We start from the raw sequence: 17,511 nt of genomic DNA, 5'->3' as shown, positions 1-17,511 counted from the left end.
AATGTAGAATGAATAATGTAGAATGCACAATGTAAGCGATCAGCAACAACGTCACTTTCTGCCTTGGACAACCGTTATACATTGTCCATTTTACATTATTCATTTTAATCACTTGCCTTGCAAATCCACCGCCACCGTCGCACTCATACCGGGGCGCAGTTTGGCGTATAGGGGGCTGTTCTTATCCAGGTCGATCCGAACCGGAATCCGTTGCACTACTTTTACATAGTTACCCGTTGCATTATCGGGAGGAAGCAGGGTGAATTTGGCACCCGTTGCACCGGCAAATGAACCGACATGGCCAACCAGCTTTTCGCCTTCAAACGCATCGACATCAATGTCTACTGTCTGACCAGGCTGCATTTGCTTTAGCTGCGTTTCTTTGAAGTTCGCCGTAACCCACAACGAAGAGTTACCCACAATCGAACAAAGGGCCTGTCCTGCCTGAACTAGCTGGCCTACCTGTACCGAACGCTTCGACACAACGCCCGAGGCCGGGGCCAGCACAACCGTGTACGATAGTTGCAACTTAGCCAGGTCCAGGTCCGTCTGACGCTGTTTGATAGCGGCTTGTGCCACCGTAATCTGTCCTTCGGTTGCCTTCCGTTGTGAGCTCGTAACACCCGTTTGCGTACCAGCCGCATTCACCTGCGACTGTGCCGTTTGTAACTGAGCCTGAGCCGCCTGCACTTGTGCCTGAGCCGCATCGCGTTCGGCCTGAATGGCGTCAAATTGTTGCTGTGGAACGGTTTTCTCCGCCAGCAGTCGGCTGTAGCGGTCAAAATCCAGACTAGCTTTGCGGGCACGAACCTGAGCCGCCACTACATTAGCCTGGGCAGTAGCCACCTGATTACGAGCCGTTTGAACACTTGCCTGCGAGCTTTGCACACTTGCCGACGCGACACCTACCTGCGAACGCGACACGCGGTCGGCAGCCATCGCACTTTGTATAGCGGCTTCGGCCTGTGCTACCCGGATGCGGTAATCAGCATCATCTAGTACGATAAGCGTATCACCCTCTTTAACAAACTGATTGTCTTTGAAGCGAATGGCCTTTACATACCCACTTGCTTTCGGAATCACTGGGTTTACGTCGCCGTCAATCTGGGCGTCGTCGGTTGTTTCATGACGTTGGAGGTAGCGGAATTCGCTGTACCCAAAAAAGAGAGCAACTGCCAGAATTACTATGCCCCCTACGCGGAATAAAGTTTTCTTATTCATGATTTTAATTTAAAAAGGAATGGATAATGAGAAATGTAAAATGAACAATGATGGCACTATGTATTATTCATTATCCATTATCCATTATTCATTTAAAGATTTGTACCCGTAGCTTTCAGCAGGCGCTGATAGGCCAGCTGCGCATCTACGGTTGCGTTTATGACATTAAGTTGAGCTTGAAGCAAAAAGCTGTTGGCCTCTAGTAGATCGGTCGAGCCAACCAGTCCGTTCCGGAAGCGGGACTCTGTTAGGCGGTAGTTTTCCTGTGCCTGGCCAACGGCGGTTCGGATTACGTTTTGCTGTTCTAAAGCCAGTTGGTAATTGTTATACGCCGTAACAACTTCAGAGCGAATCTGGTCGGTTTGTTGCTGACCTTGCAGACTTGCCTGATCAATGGTGGTTTGGGCAGTATGCAGTTTGCCTTTCATATTGTAAAGCGATCCGATATTATAGGTCAGCCCTAAACCGATATTCCAGGCACTCACAAACGAACTTCCTTCAGGAATAAGTCGGGCTGTTGGGTTGATGTAATTATACCCAACCGATGCGCCGAGGTGCGGATACATAACACTTTTGGTGTTTCGTAGCATAGCCTCAGCCGATTGCACACGCAACGCGTTTGCCTGTACTTCAGGGCGAACCTGCACCGCCTGAGTCAGGAAACTAGTCAACGGTTCGGCTGTAGCTACCGGATTCAACAAAGTTGTATCGACAGTGATGGTTTGGTCTTCAGGTAGCCCAACGAGCAGGTTGAAATTATAAAGCGCTGTTTGACGTGCTTTATCGACCTGTAATCGGCTCAATTGCAGGTTGTTTTTCTGCAACTGGATTTTCAATACTTCGTTGGCCGTAACAACACCTTCTTTTTGCAGATTCTGCGCTTCCCGTTCTTTTTCGTCGAACTGTTTGATACTCTGCTCGATCACACTAACTGAGCGAATCAGCTTCACGATATTGTAATAGGCATCGGAGACCGTATAAACCAGTTCCGACCGATTGCGCTTGGCATCCAGGTGACTAGCTTTCGCCAGTAAATCAGCCGATAGTTCGGCTGATTTCTCGGCAAAGCCCCCAAATATTTCCTTGGCGACCGTAACGCCACCAATAGTCGCATTGAAAGCCCCCGCCGGTATGGTTACCAGCGCTTTCCCATCCGCATCCTGTCCGAACGAAAAGGGCCCGGTCAGGCTATAGCGAGAGTAGGCAAGCGACGCATTGGCCGTTGGCAAACTCCGATCTTTATTTTCCTGCAAACGGGCTTCGGCAGCCTGCGTCCGCGTATCGGCTAATTTAATCCCTTTGTTATTCTGTAAGGCCAGTTGAATAGCCTTGTCCAGTGGCATGGCCGATGGCGCTGACTGGGCAGTTGCCCAACCCAGACTGAGTACCCACAGGCCTGCTCCTATTATGTACTTTTTCATTTTACTGATTGATTTCTGATTTTTTCCAGGAGTGTGTTCATGATGCTTACTTCCTCGTCGGTCAGGTGGCTAACGATCGATTCGAAATTCTTGAAATTGGTCGCTACGGTTTCTACAAACTGGTAAGACTCTTCGGTTAGCCGAAGGTTGACCCGACGACGATTTTGCGGATCCACTTCGCGAACAATCAGATTTTTCGCCACTAACCGGTCTGTCAACCGCGTCATATCTGAATTGATATCGTTCATTTTTTCCTTCAACTCACCCGCCGTCAAACTATTAGGATACACCTCCGACAGACGACGCAAGGTGATATACTGTTGAACCGACAGATCAAACGGAGCTAGCTTTTGTCCAAAATAGTTGAAGATGTAGCTATCCGTTTGATGCAGGTTCTTAATGAGCCGGTGGTACTCGTTAACTAATTGCTCTTTCATGTCTTATTGGCCGTGTCAAAGGTATAACCAATATTCGTTTAAACAAATTTCGTTTAAACAAGGTAAATTTGATGGTAATTGAGTGGCTTTATTCCTAGAAAGTAGATTAACTTTCTTTAATCCAATAAATTCTCCCTATCAAAATAATACAATACGAATACCTGTACTTATAGCAATATGTCAGCTAGTTTAGGCACGTCTTATCAGCCTAATTTTTAATGAGAATTTAATCAACTACCTCTGCCAGCCTACAGGGTTTTGTACCGAAAGGCGAGCAGATGAATCGCTCTAAGCTATCCGGGTACGTATAGCGAGTCTTTATCCTAGACAAGGAGTTCATTTACACTTCTTTGTCAGCTATCTACTAAGGATCTTAAGGCAAAGCAGGTATTTTACTGTAAAAAAGAAGTTGCTTTCTTTACGGGATAATTAACTGATTTATAGGAGTCAATCGATATGGAAAAAGCGTTTACAGATACAGTGCCCCAGCCAGTCAGCCAACTCCCCAACGTGAGTGTAAAAGCCCTGCGCTGGTCTAGCATTTTACTCGTTATCACTGTTTGGGTAAGTGCTGGACTATTCGGTTTATACATTTTGGCCTTCTATGCATCTGCACTTTATGAGGGCCAGGCAGAACGTTGGAACAAGATGCTTCCCCGATTATATGAATCAGGTACCGCTACAGCAACTACCGGAATAGGTGTACATTTTGCTGCGGGTGGCATTATTCTTATTCTCGGCAGTATTCAGTTAATTGATTCGGTCAGAACCCGTTTTCCGGCTTTACACCGCTGGCTTGGCCGCCTATATGTTCTCTCATGCCTCCTTGCTGCCGTTGGCGGGTTGGCCTTTATCATCGCCAAAGGAACCATTGGGGGGCCTGTTATGAGCATCGGCTTCGGACTTTACGGCGTCCTGATGTTTATCGCGGCCATAGCAACCTATAGGTATGCAGTTGCCAGAGATCTGGACAAACACCGGGCGTGGGCACTCCGGCTCTATGCTCTAGCCATAGGTTCCTGGCTATACCGAATGGATTATGGATTCTGGCTATTGTTGACAGACGGGCTTGGCCACACCCGAACCTTTAGTGGTCCTTTTGATCAGGTGATGGCCTTTTTCTTTTACATTCCTAACCTACTGGTCGTAGAAGCATTTGTCCGGGCAAGCAATTTTAAAGCCTCGCCTTTACTGCGGCTATCGTCCTCGTTTATTTTGGTATTGGCAACAGGCTTTTTATTATTAGGCACCTATTTTTTCACGGTATATTATTGGGGGCCAGCCATTATGAGCTGGCTATCAGGTTTGTAGTGTATGCTATTCACCAAAGTAATCATTATCCATTCGCTTAATTTCATACACTTGTTGCATAGTAACACCTAGATTATAGTCAATCATTAACTGAGCTAACTGCTCGCCATCAATCAGAACAATCTTTGTTTCATTGCGCGGGATGTACTCAGTTGCTTCTTTGGTGAAACTTGATGTTGTAATAAATACGCCTTTTTTAGCTCCTTGGCCCGCTAATGCACCAACGAATTTGTGTAATTCAGGGCGACCTACCACATTACCCGGAGCCCATTTCTTTGCTTGAATATAAATAATATCAAGACCTAATTTGTCTTCTTTGATTGTCCCGTCTATACCTTCGTCACCGCTTTTCCCAATCGCTTTCCCGGCATCTTTGATTGAACCGCCGTATCCCATTTTGACCAATAATTCCACTACAAGACGTTCAAAAAATGCTGGCGTTAGGGCAACTACTTTATTAAGTAAATCCTGAGCCAGGGTTTTTCGAATACGTTGGTATGAAATTTCAAGAGTTTCTTCAGGGTCAGTTTGTTGTATGCTATCATCGTTGACTGCTATTCCCTCTGAGATACTTTCATTACGCTTGGGTGTCTGGAATTCCACAAACTCAGGAAATTGCTTTAAGTACTTAACATTAATTTGAGAAAGCTTCTGCTGTAGAACATCTTTGCCTCGTTCTGTAATAACTACCATGGTCCTTTTGGGAGAATCCAGTAAACCAGCTTTTTTCAAATAAGTCCTCGCCCAACCTACCCTGTTACCAAATAAAAAAGTTTGCCCACTTGGGAGTAACTCACTTTTTTCTTCTTCTGTCAAGTTGAATTGTTCACTTAATGTCTCAACTAAATCATTGAATTTGTATTCTCGGCCGTCAGCAACTAGCTTCAAGAGCGGCAACATAGCACTTTGGTAATCAGGTATAGGCATGGTATATGTATAAAAAAAGTGTCGGAAGGAAACTTCCGACACCAAATCTATTACAAACTTGACTCAAAAGTAATAAGCTACTTAATCTCCCCAACCATATCCTCAGGCTTCACCCACTCGTTAAACTCTTCTTCTGTTAGGTAGCCGAGCTTTAAGGCAGTCTCTTTCAAAGTCGAGCCGTTTTTGTGGGCGGTTTGTGCGATTTCGGCGGCTTTGTAATAGCCGATTTTCGTGTTCAGCGCCGTTACCAGCATCAGCGACGAATCGACGTGTTTTTTGATGTTGGCTTCGATGGGTTCGATACCTTCGGCACACTTGTCGTTGAACGATACGCAAACATCGCCGATAAGCCGGGCCGAGTGAAGGAAGTTAAAGATCATGACCGGCTTGAACACGTTCAGTTCAAAATGGCCGCTCATACCACCAATGTTGATGGCTACGTCGTTGCCCATTACCTGCGCGGCTACCATGGTCATGGCTTCGCACTGGGTTGGGTTTACCTTACCCGGCATGATGGATGAACCCGGCTCGTTATCAGGAATGTGTAACTCGCCAATACCCGCACGCGGGCCGCTCGACAGCATCCGAATGTCGTTGCCGATTTTCATCAGGCTAGCCGCTACGGTTTTCAAGGCACCGTGGGCTTCTACAATGGCATCGTGAGCAGCCAGGGCTTCAAACTTATTTTCGGCCGTAATGAACGGCAGGCCTGTTACGTTCGCGATGTGTTTGGCTACGTTTTCCGAATAGTTTGGGGGTGTATTAATGCCCGTACCAACGGCTGTTCCACCCAAAGCCAATTCGCTCAGGTGAGCTAATGAGTTGTTGATGGCCCGCAGGCCGTGGTCGAGTTGCGACACATAGCCCGAAAACTCCTGGCCAACCGTCAACGGGGTAGCATCCATGAAGTGCGTCCGGCCAATTTTAACGATGTGCATGAACTGCTTCGACTTGGCAGCCAGCGTGTCGCGCAGTTTGGTGATGCCTGGAATTGTTACGTCGAGAAGGATTTTATAGGCCGCAATGTGCATAGCCGTCGGAAACGTATCGTTTGATGACTGCGACTTGTTTACATCATCATTTGGGTGCAGAAACTTCTTTTCGTCCGTAAGCTGACCACCGTGCAGTACGTGCCCACGGTAGGCCACCACTTCATTAATGTTCATGTTTGATTGCGTACCCGAACCGGTTTGCCAAACGACTAACGGAAATTGATCGTCCAGTTTGCCTTCCAGAATTTCGTCACAAGCCTGACCGATCAGATCACTTTTTTCCTGTGGTAATACGCCCGCATCGAGATTGGTTAACGCAGCCGCTTTTTTGAGGTACGCAAATGCCCGGATGATTTCGCGGGGCATTTTATTGATGTCCTGAGCAATTTTGAAGTTCTCGATGGAGCGTTGGGTCTGAGCACCCCAATAAACGTTGGCCGGTACCTGCACCTGGCCCATCGTGTCTTTTTCGATACGGTATTCCATGAATAAATGAGCGAATTAGTGAATGAGTGATTGCGTGAATGAAAAAGGAAGCCTATTCGCTCAATCACTCATTCACCCATTAGATTTTCTGCAAAGGTAGGTGGGTGCTTGTGTTTTACCATACGGTTTGACAGTTTTAGACAAATTGCGGTTCTCTATGCTGAAAAACCCACCCAACTAATAACACCAGCCGTTAAAGACCGGCACATACTGAATGGAAGTTAATCTTACCCAGCCGCACCGCCCACTTAGTAATAAATGATAACAATTTGTTGAGTAAGGGTTTATGTATCAGTAGCCTCATCTGCTTCTGTGTACATGATGGCTTCTGACGAATGAAAACCGTTTAATCGACTCAACGCATGAAACGTGAAATCACCGAAAAACCGTTAACGAGTTTAAGTATGGCGCTTGGGGCTGGTGTTCTGGCCGGAATAGCTGGTACAGCAGCCATCACGATCTCTCAACTGGTCGAAATGAGCATTACGAAACGCTCGCCCAGCACTACACCTGTCAAAGCAGTGTCTAAAGTGCTAAATGTTAAGCCAACCAGAAAAGACAAAAACGAGAAGGTCTCGCAGGAGATCCACTGGACATATGGTACAGCCTGGGGCATTCCAAGAGGTATTCTTGGCCTTACCGGTTTAATAGGATGGCCAGCAACGTTGCTTCATTTTGCCGCCATCTGGGCCACTGAATTAACAATGCTGCCTTCACTCGATGTAGCCCCACCAATTACAGAAGAAGAACCAAAAGATGTAGCCATTGATGCCCTCCATCATGCGGTGTACGCGGTAGCTGCCGGGTTGGTCTACGACGCCATTGCTAACGAAGTGTAAAATTAACCAATAGCCTCGTAAGGGGACATTTAAGAGATAGTATACCCATGCAATTCGAGAATTAGTTAAAAATCTTCGGCCAGATTTGAAATTTATAGAAGAACATGGGTTACTTTTCTTATTTATGCGAATTAACAACTAAACAATCTGACTAACTCAAATTCATTACTATCATGGTAAAATCTGCTTTCTTCGTTCTCTCAATGATGGCTTTAGCTACAGCTTGCTCGAGCACCAAAACTGAAACCACTGAAACATCGACAACGGTAACGGATTCGACTTCGATGATGAGTGACTCTACCAAAACAGACTCGACATCAACGATGATGAGCGATACCACCAAGAAAGATTCGATCAAATAATCGACTTGCTTTCTTTAACAGAAAAGGCCCTCAATCAGGAGGGCCTTTTCTGTTAATAAGAGATAGATTTATAAATCAGGAATAGCTTTTCGTTAGGTCAGCCGCTGCTTTCTCGTCCACCAGCCAAATCAATTCCCCATCCGTAGGCTTAATCACCTGCGATGGGTACTTATCAGGATTATAGTCACCTTCCAGCACTTCTTTCAGCGGTTCCGCTTTTTTCGGGCCAGCCACCAGAAAGGCTATACAGGACGCCCGATTTACAATAGGCGCTGTCAGGGTTAGCCGATACATGTTTTGTTGGGTCAGAAAATACGCTTTCGTCCAGGCAGTTTGCTCATGAACCACTTCGGTACCCGGAAATAGCGAAAGCGTATGCCCATCATCGCCCATGCCTAGCAGTACCAGATCAAACGAAGGGCCGGGCGACGCTTCGCCGGAGTCACCAAAGTATTCGTGTAAAATCCGGTTATAATCAGCAGCAGCCGCATCGGGTTCGAGGTTGGTACGCCAAACATGAATCTGCTCTTCGGGTGTATATACGTGTCCGAGCAACGTGTCATAGGCCATGCCCGCATTGCTCTGCTCATCATCAATGGGCACGTAGCGTTCATCACCCCAAAATACATGTAGTTGTAACCAGGGGATTTCGTTAACGTACGGCGATTTGGCCAGGAGTTCGTGCAGAGCTTTAGGCGTGCTACCTCCCGACAAGGCAATCGTAAACCGATCCTGTTTTTTCAGAACCTCTTTAATACGTTTCGCAATAAAATCAGCCGCAGCTTTGGCTAATTCAGCCGGGTTCTTTTTGATAATGAGTTGCACGTAGATAATTACGGTTTACGATGTAAGATTTAAATCTCAACTGGCGATACCGATCACACAAAATCTTCGCGCATGGGCGTAAACATATCAACCAGTACACCGGCCTCCTCACAAACGGCACCATGCCATACATTCGGCGGAATATAATACGCATCCCCCCCTCGAACGACTCGGGTTTCGTCCCCAATCATAATCGAGAATGCACCACTTGCTACGTAACTCATTTGCGTATGCCTATGGCTATGAGCCGCTCCGATTCCGCCTGTTTCAAAGGCTACTTTTACCATCATCAGATTGGCATCGTAGGTCATGATTTTGCGCTTCACACCTTCGGCTACCTGTTCCCAGGGTAGGCTATCATCAGCTACAAAAAGAGCAGCAAGTTGGGTTGTCATATTTTTTGGTTTAGAGTTTGTAGTTTGATGTTTGAAGTTGTTGACGCCTGAGTGTTGCGTCAGCAACTTCAAACATCAAACTACAAACGTCAAACTCTATTTAGCCATCCACTGAAATCCGTCTTTCTCAACGAGTTCCATAGCGGCTTCCGGACCCCATGAACCGGGGGTATAGTTCGGGAAGTCGGGGGTTTCATTCTCCCAGGCTTCTAAAATGGGCGTCACTACTTTCCAGGCCGCTTCCACCTGATCTGCCCGCATGAACAGTGTAGCATCGCCGGTCATAACATCAAGCAGTAAGGTTTCGTAGGCTTCAGGCTCTTGGCCTTCATACGCATCTTTATAGCTAAACACCATCTCGACGGGGTCAATGGCCAGCGTTTGGCCGGGTCGTTTAGCCTGAAATCGCAAGCGGATGTCCATAGCGGGTTGAATCCCAATCGTGAGCCGGTTCGAGTGCCAGCTATGCGTAGCTTCATCCGGGAATGCGTAATAGGGCGCAGGCTTAAACTGAATCGTGATGATCGTTGCCTTTTCGGGTAGCGATTTACCGGTACGAAGATAGAACGGTACATCTTCCCACCGCCAGTTGTCGACAAACAGCTTGATGGCGGCAAAGGTCTCTGTAGCGGAGTCTGGCTTTACACCTTCCTCTTCCCGATAACCTGGTACGTCTTTTCCGTCTTTCTTACCTGGCGTGGATTCACCTGGTCCATACTGCCCCCGAACAGCTACATTTTTTACCTCTTCAGGCTTAATTCGGCGAATGGCATTGAGCACATCTACTTTTTTATTGCGCACCTCATTGGCGTCAAACGAAATGGGCGCTTCTGTAGCAACCATGCACAACATCTGAAGCAGGTGATTCTGAATCATGTCGCGCAGGGCACCCGAGCCTTCATAATAGCCACCTCGCCCTTCAAGGCCAACGGTTTCGGCGGCAGTGATCTGCACATATTCCACATAACGCCGGTTCCAGATGGGCTCAAACAGGGAATTGGCAAACCGAAGCGCCAGAATATTTTGCACCGTTTCTTTCCCGAGATAATGGTCGATTCGGTAAATCTGTTCTTCGGCAAACAGCCCACCGAGGAGCGTATTCAGTTCCTGAGCCGTTTTAAGATCGCGTCCAAATGGCTTCTCAACCACAATCCGAACCCGCGATTTATCACCACAAAGCGCCAGTTTACCCAGGTTTGTGGCAATACCAGGCACTAATTGCGGAGCAACGGCCAGATAGAAAACGACGTTGGCCGATACGCCCCATTCCCCTTCTTTTTCCGAAACAAAATCAGACAGTTTCGAATAGGCTGCGTTGTCGCCAGCATCCATCTGTAGGTAAGATACAGAAGGCGCAAAAGCCTTCCACAGGTCCTCAGGGCCATTTTTTCGCCGGGAAAACGACTGCACACCTTCCAATAATCGCTCCCGAAAGGACTCATCGGTATAAGGGCTTCGGCCTAAGCCAACCACCGCAAAGCGGTCAGATAAATACTTATCGATATACAGATTGAAAAGCGCAGGAGTCAGTTTGCGAAGGTTCAGGTCACCACTACCACCAAAGATGAATAAAATAGTAGCGGCTGGACGCTGATTAGTTGCTGGAATCATAAGTCGATTATATTGACGGGCCGAAATTACCTACGCGACCCATACTGAACAAATTTATCAAGAGTAAGGATTTCTAAAACGCATCTCCATCCAGACTGTCACTCCTTACTTTCCGGGAAAACCATTCCTACGAACTTTTTTGTTCAGTTTCCCCAATTTTATTTCGTTCGGGCAATTATCTTTATCAGTTTAACTAAATCGCTTTTGCGCTCATAACCACCTTTCTAATCCGCCATTATGGAACAGTTAATTGAGTTTTTCAGTCGTCTTACAGATTCGGGTGACTGGCCGCCACGCTGGTTTTGTGGACGATGGACCGATTTTCATGGATGGCTTTATATTGCTTCGGATCTAATGATTTGGTTGGCGTATATGGTCATTCCGCTCATTCTAATCCGTTATCTATTCGTAAAAAAAGGGGTACCCCTGCCAGGAGTTTTCTGGCTTTTTGGGGCATTTATTTTACTGTGTGGCCTTACACACCTCATTGATGTTGTCATATTCTGGATACCGGTTTACCGGATTAGTGCGTTGGTGCGCTTCCTTACAGGTATTGTTTCCATTGCTACGGTTGTGGCTTTGTTTCGGTATTTCGATGAAGCCGTTGGCTTGCGTACCTCCCGGGAATACGAACATGAACTACTATTCCGACAGCAGGCGGTTACGGAGCTGACGCGCTCCAATGAAGAACTACAACAGTTTGCCTATGTAGCCTCGCACGATCTTCAGTCGCCCCTGAAAACCATTTCCAATTACCTGAAACTGCTTAACACCAAATATGGAGAACAACTTCCCCAAGACGCACATAAGCTTATTGAGACCTCCACAAATGCAGCCGAGCGAATGCGGAGCCTCATTAGCGACCTCCTTGATTTCTCGCGCGTGGGTAGTGAGGTTGCTTTTACTCGAGTTGATCTAAACAATTTGGTTGCCGAAGTGATTGAAGAACAACAGGCCGAAATCAGGGCAAGTGGAGCCACTGTTGATGTGGGCCCACTCCCCACCATGACCGCCCACTATACCGACTTTAAACAAGTTTTCCAGAACCTGATTTCCAATGGGTTAAAGTATCGAAAATCGGGCGTTGCACCGCATATCGTTATTCAGGCGGTTGACGAGAAGGAGCAGTTCTGTTTCTCTGTTCGAGATAATGGCATAGGAATTGAGCGACAGTATTTTGAGCGGGTGTTCCAGATTTTCCAACGACTGCACGGCCGTAATGAATTTTCGGGGACGGGCATCGGATTAGCAACCTGCAAGAAAGTTGTTGATATTTACGGCGGTCAAATCTGGATCGAGAGTACAGTTGGCGTTGGTACAACCTTTTATTTTACGATTCCAAAAATTATTAAAACTATTCATCATTATGCCCAGGCCGATACACTGCATTCTGCTAGTTGACGACGACCCAGATGATAATTTTCTCCATCAGGTTGTTATCGAAGATTCAGAATTGTGCGATCACGTTCGGGTAGCTGAAACGGGTACAGAGGCACTCCGCTACTTACAGGAAACCAGTCATACCGATTATATTCGTCCTGATTTGATTCTGACGGATGTTAATTTACCGGGCATGAATGGGTTCGAGTTTCTGGAGCAGTACCATCGTCTGGATGACCAGCTGAAGAGTCGGCTGGCGGTGCTGGTGCTAACTACATCACTTGCCCCCAGAGATACACAGCGTGCCGCCACACTCCCGCATGTGAAAGGATATTATACCAAACCGCTTACCATCAATATGCTTAGGGCCATTGTTGATCAGTATCCCTCTACGTTAACGAACGACACGTTACCGGGTTGATTCAAGAGTACAAAATAGATTCTGTGGATTCTACCCGTTCTGGGAGTAGCATCAATCTGACATACCTATACTACTGAAAACCAATAAATTAATAAAAGAAGAATCCAAAAAATATATAGAATCCATCACATCCAGAGCATCAATCGTATCCAGAGCGTCTAAATTTGCCGAACTAATTTCTATTTCTGACTAATTCACGTTTACCATGAAAATTGCCATTGGCTCCGACCACGCTGGTTTTCAGTACAAAGAAGCCATCAAAAAACTGCTTATCGACCTCGGCCATGACGTTATCGACAAAGGCACCTATGCCGCTACGCCTTCGGTGGATTATCCACTCTTTATTCGGCCTGTTGCCGAGGCTGTAGCCGCTGGCGAAGTAGAACGTGGCGTTGTACTGGGCGGATCAGGCAACGGGGAAGCCATTGCTGCCAATCGGGTAAAGGGTGTTCGGTGTGGTTTATGCTGGAATGAAGAGTCGGCCCGCTTGTGTCGGCAACATAACGACGCCAATGTTATCTCACTGGGAGAACGTATGATGAGTGAAGAAACAGCCCTGAAACTGGTCCAGATCTGGCTTGATACACCGTTTGAAGGAGGCCGGCATCTGGCACGAATCCAGGAATTGGATAGGTATTAATGAACAATGTAAAATGGATAATGTATACTACCCTACCAGTCCATACATTATCCATTTTACATTGTTCATGATCCATTATCCCCTATGCAGATTCTCTGGAAATACCTTAAGCCTTATCGCTGGCTGGCTGTGCTGGCATTAGTACTCGCTGGTATCGCCCAGATTCTCGCACTAGTCGATCCTATTATCTTCGGGAAACTTATTGACCAATATGCAACCCATCCCGGTGCCAAAACGGAAACCGAAAAAGTTAGAGGGGTACTTCACCTGTTGGCTATTGCTGTCGGAGTAGCCGTTTTATCGAATATAACCAAGGCCTTTCAGGAGTATGTGACACGACTGGTGGTTCAGAAATTTGGTACCGATATTTTCAATGACGGGTTGAAACAAACCCTGCGTCTATCCTATCAGGAGTTTGGCGATCAGAGCAGCGGGGCAACTCTATCTATCCTACAAAAGGTACGAACCGATACCGAGAAGTTTATCAACTCCTTCGTCAACGTTCTGTTTTCGTCCATTGTGGGCATGGGCTTCCTCATCTGGTACGCCATTACAAAACACTGGGCACTGGTTCCGGTATTCCTGATTGGAGTTTTATTGCTGGGTGGCTTAACCGGATTGCTCAGTAAACAGATCAAAACAACCCAACGCTCGATCAATCGCGAGACGGCCTTACTGTCGGGCGTTATCACCGAATCACTTCGAAACATTGAGCTGATTAAAAGTCTGGGTTTGACATTCCCCGAGATCCGGCGACTAAAAACCCAAACGGGCCGCATTTTCGAGCTGGAAATGTTTAAGGTACGCAGGGTACGGCTACTCTCCTTCTGGCAAAGTACCACGTTGAATGTGCTGAAGCAATCTGTACTTTTCACCTTGCTGTGGCTCATTTTCAGAAACGTTCTAAGTACAGGTGAGTTGATTTCGATGCAGTTTATTTCTGTGTCTATCTTCAACCCGTTGCAGGAATTGGGCAATATCATTCTGGCTTATCGGGAAGCCGAAGCAGGGCTAACCAGCTTCGAAAAATTGATGGAAAAGCCGATTGAACGAAATCCAGAGTCCCCAATTGAAGTTGGCCCTATTGAGCGGCTCCGGTTTGCTGATGTTGTTTTCCGGCATATCGGTGCCAATCAGAATGCCATTGATGGCGTTTCGTTTGAGGCTTCTCTTGGCGACACGATAGCTTTCGTTGGGCCATCGGGCTCAGGGAAATCAACGATGGTCAAGTTACTGGTTGGTCTGTATCGACCCGTAGGTGGTGAAATTTATTACAACGATATCTCGACAAACGATATTCGGTTTAACCCGATGCGCCGTCAAATTGGCTTTGTCACGCAGGATACACACCTGTTTGCCGGCACCATTCGCGAAAATCTATTATTCGTTAAACCCGACGCTACTGAAGCAGAGATGTTGGACGCCCTGGACAAAGCTGCCTGTGACCATCTGTTGGCCCGTTCTGAAAAAGGACTCGATACGCAAATTGGCGAGGGGGGGCTGAAAATGTCTGGAGGTGAAAAGCAACGGCTCTCCATCGCCCGTGCCTTGGTGCGTAATCCCCGACTACTGATTTTCGATGAGGCTACATCAGCCCTTGATTCTCTTACTGAAGAAGAAATTACGGATACCGTCCGGAGTGTTTCCGCCCTGAATTCACAGATTACCATTTTAATCGCGCACCGCCTGTCAACAATTTTACATGCGAATACCATTTTTGTGCTTGAAAAAGGTAAAATTGTCGAAACTGGTAGTCATGAAGAACTTGTCGCCCAAAAAGGGCTTTATTATGCCATGTGGCGTCAGCAAATCGGCGAACGGAGAGCTATTTAAATTTATTTTTTTAAACCACAGAGCGGTGCGCCGTTGCGACACAGAGAACACAGAGTTTGGTTTTAAGACGTTTTTAGTGATGTCGGTTACTTATAACCGACATTTTAGGTTTCTCAAAACCTAAAATAGCTCATTCGGTTTTAAGAAACCTCACAATGTCAGATGTAAGCATCTGACATCACGCTAACAACTAAACCAGAATGAATAAGCGGAGTCGGCAAGTCAGTTATTTTCTATCCAGTCAGTATTTTTCTGATGGACTGCGAATAACGTTGTCCATTTTGCTGCCTTCTCTTGTATTAGCCCAGTTCGACCAGCTTCAGGCCGGTATGGCCATGTCGCTGGGTGCACTAAATGTAAGCCTGAGTGATGCACCGGGCCCGGTGTCGCACCGACGTAACGGCATGGTATCCAGTGCGCTCATCAGCTTTTCAGTAACGTTCATAACGGGGTTTGCCCGAATGAGTCCGTATACATTGGGAATTGAGATTCTGCTGTTCAGCTTTTTCTTCTCCATGTTCGCCATTTACGGCAACCGGGCTACATCTGTTGGTACAGCGGCTTTGCTGATCATGATCCTGATGCTCGACCGCCCGATGGATGCCACTGGTGTTATACACGAGAGCTTTCTGGTGCTGGCCGGGAGTATTTGGTATAGTACCATCAGTTTGTTGGTTTCCCGGCTTCAGCCCTACCGATTGGCCCAGCAAGCCCTGGGCCAGTGCATCCATGAGATTGCCAAACTCATGGCCATCAAAGCCGATTTCTACGACGTATCGACCCAACTAGACGACAATTACCGTCGACTGATTGCCCAACAGGTGGATGTCAGTGAAAAACAGGATGCCGTACGGGAAGTCCTGTTCAAAAGTCGGCGCATCGTAACCGAGTCGACGCGTACCGGGCGGTTGCTGCTGCTCACATTTGTGGATGTAGTTGATCTGTATGAGCAGATCATTGCCATGTATTACGACTATTCCGATATCCGCGAACGGTTTGGCAAGTCTACTGTGTTGACTGAGATTTCCCGCACCATTCGTCGGTTATCCGTTGAGTTGGATCACATCGGCTTAGCCATTCAGTTGCCCGTTCCGTTTCACAAACCCATTGATATTAGCCCGGTTCTGGAGGAGCTAAAGCGCCACATCGACGCCCTTAACGAGCAGGAAGGCAGCACGCTGGTCCTTAAGAAAGTATTGGTCAGTTTACGAACAATCAGCCAGCGATTAAGTGGTCTGCAAAAGAATCTTGTGCTACCTACCATTAGTCCGGTTGATAATGAGGCCATGGAATTCGGGCGGTTTGTTTCTCATCAGGAGATTGATCTGAAATCGTTTCTGGATAACCTAACCCTTAATTCGTCGGTATTCCGGCATTCGGTACGGGTAGCCATTGCCATGTTGCTCGGCTTCGTTATTACCAAACTCCTCCCCTACGGGCATCATAGTTACTGGGTATTGCTAACGATCTCGGTCATTCTGAAACCAGCATTCAGTCTCACCAAACAACGAAATATTGAACGGATCATTGGCACTCTGGCGGGTGGTATCATCGGTGTACTTATTTTAACCTTTCTACCCAATAAAACCGTTCAGTTCAGCTTTATGGTGCTGTTGATGTTGGGTACGTATAGTGCCCAGCGTATCAACTACATCGTAATGGTCATTTGCGTGACCCCCTTCATTCTGATCCTCTTCAATTTCCTTGGTGTCAGCTATTTAGGTGCCGCTGAAGAGCGCTTCTTCGACACCTTGCTTGGGGGAGTTATTGCCTTCATGGCGAGTTATTTACTGTTTCCGCAATGGGAATCGGAGCAGTTACGGAAGCCCATGCAAACCGTACTGAAAGCCAATGTCAGGTATGTTCAACTTTTACTGGATAGCCTGTCAGGGCGACTGATCAGTCTGGTTGAGTACAAACTGGCACGGAAGGAAATTTATGTTTCATCAGCTAACCTTTCCGCAGCATTTGACCGAATGCTGTCGGAGCCCAAGCACAAGCAGCGCAACGAAAAACTCATCTACGAGTTCGTAGTGCTCAATCACGTTTTATCGGCCAACATTGCCACCATCACCTCGGCCCAACTAACGGGAGAGCCTAAAGCTTACCCGGCTCCGTTACTACGTCCAGTCAAACGTGCCCTGTTCACACTGTCCGAAAGTCTACACCGGCTCAACTCCACTACGGAGAAATCGACTCTGGACACAGCAGTGCCAGACGTAAGTCTTCCAACGGCTCCTTCGGACCCATCGTTACTGGAACAATTGAATTTTATACAACAGGTCAGCAGCGACATCAGTAAAATCATCGACCGTTTGGAAACACGGGAACAGATCATTAAAACACGCTTCCACACTGCGTAATGGAAACTGCTGGCAATCCTGCCTAAACTGCCCTATATTAGAGGTTT

16 protein-coding genes are annotated in these 17,511 nt (G+C 47.0%); 8 read left to right on the top strand and 8 right to left on the bottom strand.

Going from position 1 to position 17,511, the window contains the following annotated elements; genetic code table 11:
- Positions 1–108 precede the first annotated feature (108 nt).
- The 3 genes from ACYVGO_RS17770 to ACYVGO_RS17760 form a co-directional block, all read right to left on the bottom strand.
- Positions 109–1,221: an HlyD family secretion protein gene (locus ACYVGO_RS17770; protein ID WP_460970403.1), complete on the bottom strand. Its 1,113-nt coding sequence runs from the start codon at positions 1,219–1,221 to the stop codon at positions 109–111.
- A gap of 92 nt (positions 1,222–1,313) precedes the next feature.
- Entirely contained in the window at positions 1,314–2,642 is a 1,329-nt protein-coding gene (locus tag ACYVGO_RS17765) for a TolC family protein (RefSeq protein ID WP_460970402.1), read from the bottom strand.
- Positions 2,639–3,079 (bottom strand): MarR family winged helix-turn-helix transcriptional regulator, encoded by a 441-nt coding sequence (locus tag ACYVGO_RS17760; RefSeq protein WP_460970401.1) that lies wholly within the window; start codon positions 3,077–3,079, stop codon positions 2,639–2,641. Before ACYVGO_RS17760 ends, ACYVGO_RS17765 begins: the two co-directional genes overlap by 4 nt.
- 456 nt (positions 3,080–3,535) lie before the next feature.
- Here ACYVGO_RS17760 and ACYVGO_RS17755 point away from each other — a divergent pair, with 456 nt between their 5' ends.
- Positions 3,536–4,390 carry a DUF2306 domain-containing protein gene (locus ACYVGO_RS17755; protein WP_460970400.1) on the top strand — a complete coding sequence of 285 codons (855 nt, stop codon included), beginning with the start codon at positions 3,536–3,538 and terminating at the stop codon, positions 4,388–4,390.
- A 6-nt stretch (positions 4,391–4,396) separates the two neighbouring features.
- Here the strand turns inward: ACYVGO_RS17755 and ACYVGO_RS17750 are convergent, their stop codons facing one another.
- Both ACYVGO_RS17750 and fumC read right to left on the bottom strand, forming a co-directional pair.
- Positions 4,397–5,317, bottom strand: coding sequence for a restriction endonuclease (locus tag ACYVGO_RS17750; protein ID WP_460970399.1), 921 nt, complete (start codon positions 5,315–5,317; stop codon positions 4,397–4,399).
- Between the two features lie 77 nt (positions 5,318–5,394).
- Positions 5,395–6,795 (bottom strand): class II fumarate hydratase, encoded by a 1,401-nt coding sequence (gene fumC, locus ACYVGO_RS17745; protein ID WP_460970398.1) that lies wholly within the window; start codon positions 6,793–6,795, stop codon positions 5,395–5,397.
- 362 nt (positions 6,796–7,157) lie between these two features.
- Between fumC and ACYVGO_RS17740 the strand changes: the two genes are divergently transcribed.
- On the top strand, positions 7,158–7,634 hold the full coding sequence (locus tag ACYVGO_RS17740; protein ID WP_460970397.1) for a hypothetical protein: 477 nt from the start codon (positions 7,158–7,160) through the stop codon (positions 7,632–7,634).
- Positions 7,635–7,807: 173 nt separating this feature from the next.
- A complete protein-coding gene (locus ACYVGO_RS17735) occupies positions 7,808–7,996 on the top strand; it encodes a hypothetical protein (protein WP_168207785.1) in 189 nt (62 codons plus the stop codon).
- A gap of 75 nt (positions 7,997–8,071) precedes the next feature.
- Here ACYVGO_RS17735 and pgl read toward each other — a convergent pair whose 3' ends face one another.
- The 3 genes from pgl to zwf all read right to left on the bottom strand — a co-directional run bounded on the left by pgl (position 8,072) and on the right by zwf (position 10,827).
- The gene (pgl, locus tag ACYVGO_RS17730; RefSeq protein ID WP_460970396.1) at positions 8,072–8,821 is read right to left on the bottom strand and encodes a 6-phosphogluconolactonase; all 750 of its coding nucleotides are present in this window, start codon (positions 8,819–8,821) and stop codon (positions 8,072–8,074) included.
- A 53-nt stretch (positions 8,822–8,874) separates the two neighbouring features.
- On the bottom strand, positions 8,875–9,216 hold the full coding sequence (locus ACYVGO_RS17725) for a cupin domain-containing protein (RefSeq protein WP_460970395.1): 342 nt from the start codon (positions 9,214–9,216) through the stop codon (positions 8,875–8,877).
- A gap of 96 nt (positions 9,217–9,312) precedes the next feature.
- The gene (zwf, locus tag ACYVGO_RS17720; protein ID WP_460970394.1) at positions 9,313–10,827 is read right to left on the bottom strand and encodes a glucose-6-phosphate dehydrogenase; all 1,515 of its coding nucleotides are present in this window, start codon (positions 10,825–10,827) and stop codon (positions 9,313–9,315) included.
- Positions 10,828–11,064: 237 nt separating this feature from the next.
- Between zwf and ACYVGO_RS17715 the strand changes: the two genes are divergently transcribed.
- From ACYVGO_RS17715 to ACYVGO_RS17695, 5 genes are all read left to right on the top strand, one after another.
- Positions 11,065–12,228: a sensor histidine kinase gene (locus ACYVGO_RS17715; RefSeq protein WP_460970393.1), complete on the top strand. Its 1,164-nt coding sequence runs from the start codon at positions 11,065–11,067 to the stop codon at positions 12,226–12,228.
- The gene (locus ACYVGO_RS17710; RefSeq protein WP_460970392.1) at positions 12,194–12,628 is read left to right on the top strand and encodes a response regulator; all 435 of its coding nucleotides are present in this window, start codon (positions 12,194–12,196) and stop codon (positions 12,626–12,628) included. The genes ACYVGO_RS17715 and ACYVGO_RS17710 overlap by 35 nt, the downstream gene beginning before the upstream one ends.
- A 205-nt stretch (positions 12,629–12,833) precedes the next feature.
- Positions 12,834–13,268, top strand: a complete 435-nt coding sequence (gene rpiB, locus ACYVGO_RS17705) for a ribose 5-phosphate isomerase B (RefSeq protein WP_142772538.1) — start codon at positions 12,834–12,836, stop codon at positions 13,266–13,268.
- Positions 13,269–13,352: 84 nt separating this feature from the next.
- Positions 13,353–15,101 carry an ABC transporter ATP-binding protein gene (locus ACYVGO_RS17700; RefSeq protein ID WP_142772537.1) on the top strand — a complete coding sequence of 583 codons (1,749 nt, stop codon included), beginning with the start codon at positions 13,353–13,355 and terminating at the stop codon, positions 15,099–15,101.
- Positions 15,102–15,301: 200 nt separating this feature from the next.
- On the top strand, positions 15,302–17,464 hold the full coding sequence (locus ACYVGO_RS17695; RefSeq protein WP_460970391.1) for an FUSC family protein: 2,163 nt from the start codon (positions 15,302–15,304) through the stop codon (positions 17,462–17,464).
- Positions 17,465–17,511 lie beyond the last annotated feature (47 nt).

The sequence above is a fragment of the Spirosoma migulaei genome (assembly GCF_054776855.1).
The sequence above is the reverse complement of the archived record's forward strand: the minus strand, read 5'-3'. Positions and strand labels throughout refer to the sequence as shown.

Excerpts from the sequence above, each read along its gene's own strand:
- ACYVGO_RS17765 (WP_460970402.1), bottom strand. The coding sequence starts at position 2,642 with ATGAAAAAGTACATAATAGGAGCAGGCCTGTGGGTACTCAGTCTGGGT.
- ACYVGO_RS17750 (WP_460970399.1), bottom strand. The coding sequence starts at position 5,317 with ATGCCTATACCTGATTACCAAAGTGCTATGTTGCCGCTCTTGAAGCTA.
- ACYVGO_RS17715 (WP_460970393.1), top strand. The coding sequence starts at position 11,065 with ATGGAACAGTTAATTGAGTTTTTCAGTCGTCTTACAGATTCGGGTGAC.
- ACYVGO_RS17735 (WP_168207785.1), top strand. The coding sequence starts at position 7,808 with ATGGTAAAATCTGCTTTCTTCGTTCTCTCAATGATGGCTTTAGCTACA.
- fumC (WP_460970398.1), bottom strand. The coding sequence starts at position 6,795 with ATGGAATACCGTATCGAAAAAGACACGATGGGCCAGGTGCAGGTACCG.
- ACYVGO_RS17755 (WP_460970400.1), top strand. The coding sequence starts at position 3,536 with ATGGAAAAAGCGTTTACAGATACAGTGCCCCAGCCAGTCAGCCAACTC.
- rpiB (WP_142772538.1), top strand. The coding sequence starts at position 12,834 with ATGAAAATTGCCATTGGCTCCGACCACGCTGGTTTTCAGTACAAAGAA.
- ACYVGO_RS17710 (WP_460970392.1), top strand. The coding sequence starts at position 12,194 with ATGCCCAGGCCGATACACTGCATTCTGCTAGTTGACGACGACCCAGAT.
- zwf (WP_460970394.1), bottom strand. The coding sequence starts at position 10,827 with ATGATTCCAGCAACTAATCAGCGTCCAGCCGCTACTATTTTATTCATC.
- ACYVGO_RS17700 (WP_142772537.1), top strand. The coding sequence starts at position 13,353 with ATGCAGATTCTCTGGAAATACCTTAAGCCTTATCGCTGGCTGGCTGTG.
- ACYVGO_RS17695 (WP_460970391.1), top strand. The coding sequence starts at position 15,302 with ATGAATAAGCGGAGTCGGCAAGTCAGTTATTTTCTATCCAGTCAGTAT.
- ACYVGO_RS17770 (WP_460970403.1), bottom strand. The coding sequence starts at position 1,221 with ATGAATAAGAAAACTTTATTCCGCGTAGGGGGCATAGTAATTCTGGCA.
- ACYVGO_RS17725 (WP_460970395.1), bottom strand. The coding sequence starts at position 9,216 with ATGACAACCCAACTTGCTGCTCTTTTTGTAGCTGATGATAGCCTACCC.
- ACYVGO_RS17760 (WP_460970401.1), bottom strand. The coding sequence starts at position 3,079 with ATGAAAGAGCAATTAGTTAACGAGTACCACCGGCTCATTAAGAACCTG.
- ACYVGO_RS17740 (WP_460970397.1), top strand. The coding sequence starts at position 7,158 with ATGAAACGTGAAATCACCGAAAAACCGTTAACGAGTTTAAGTATGGCG.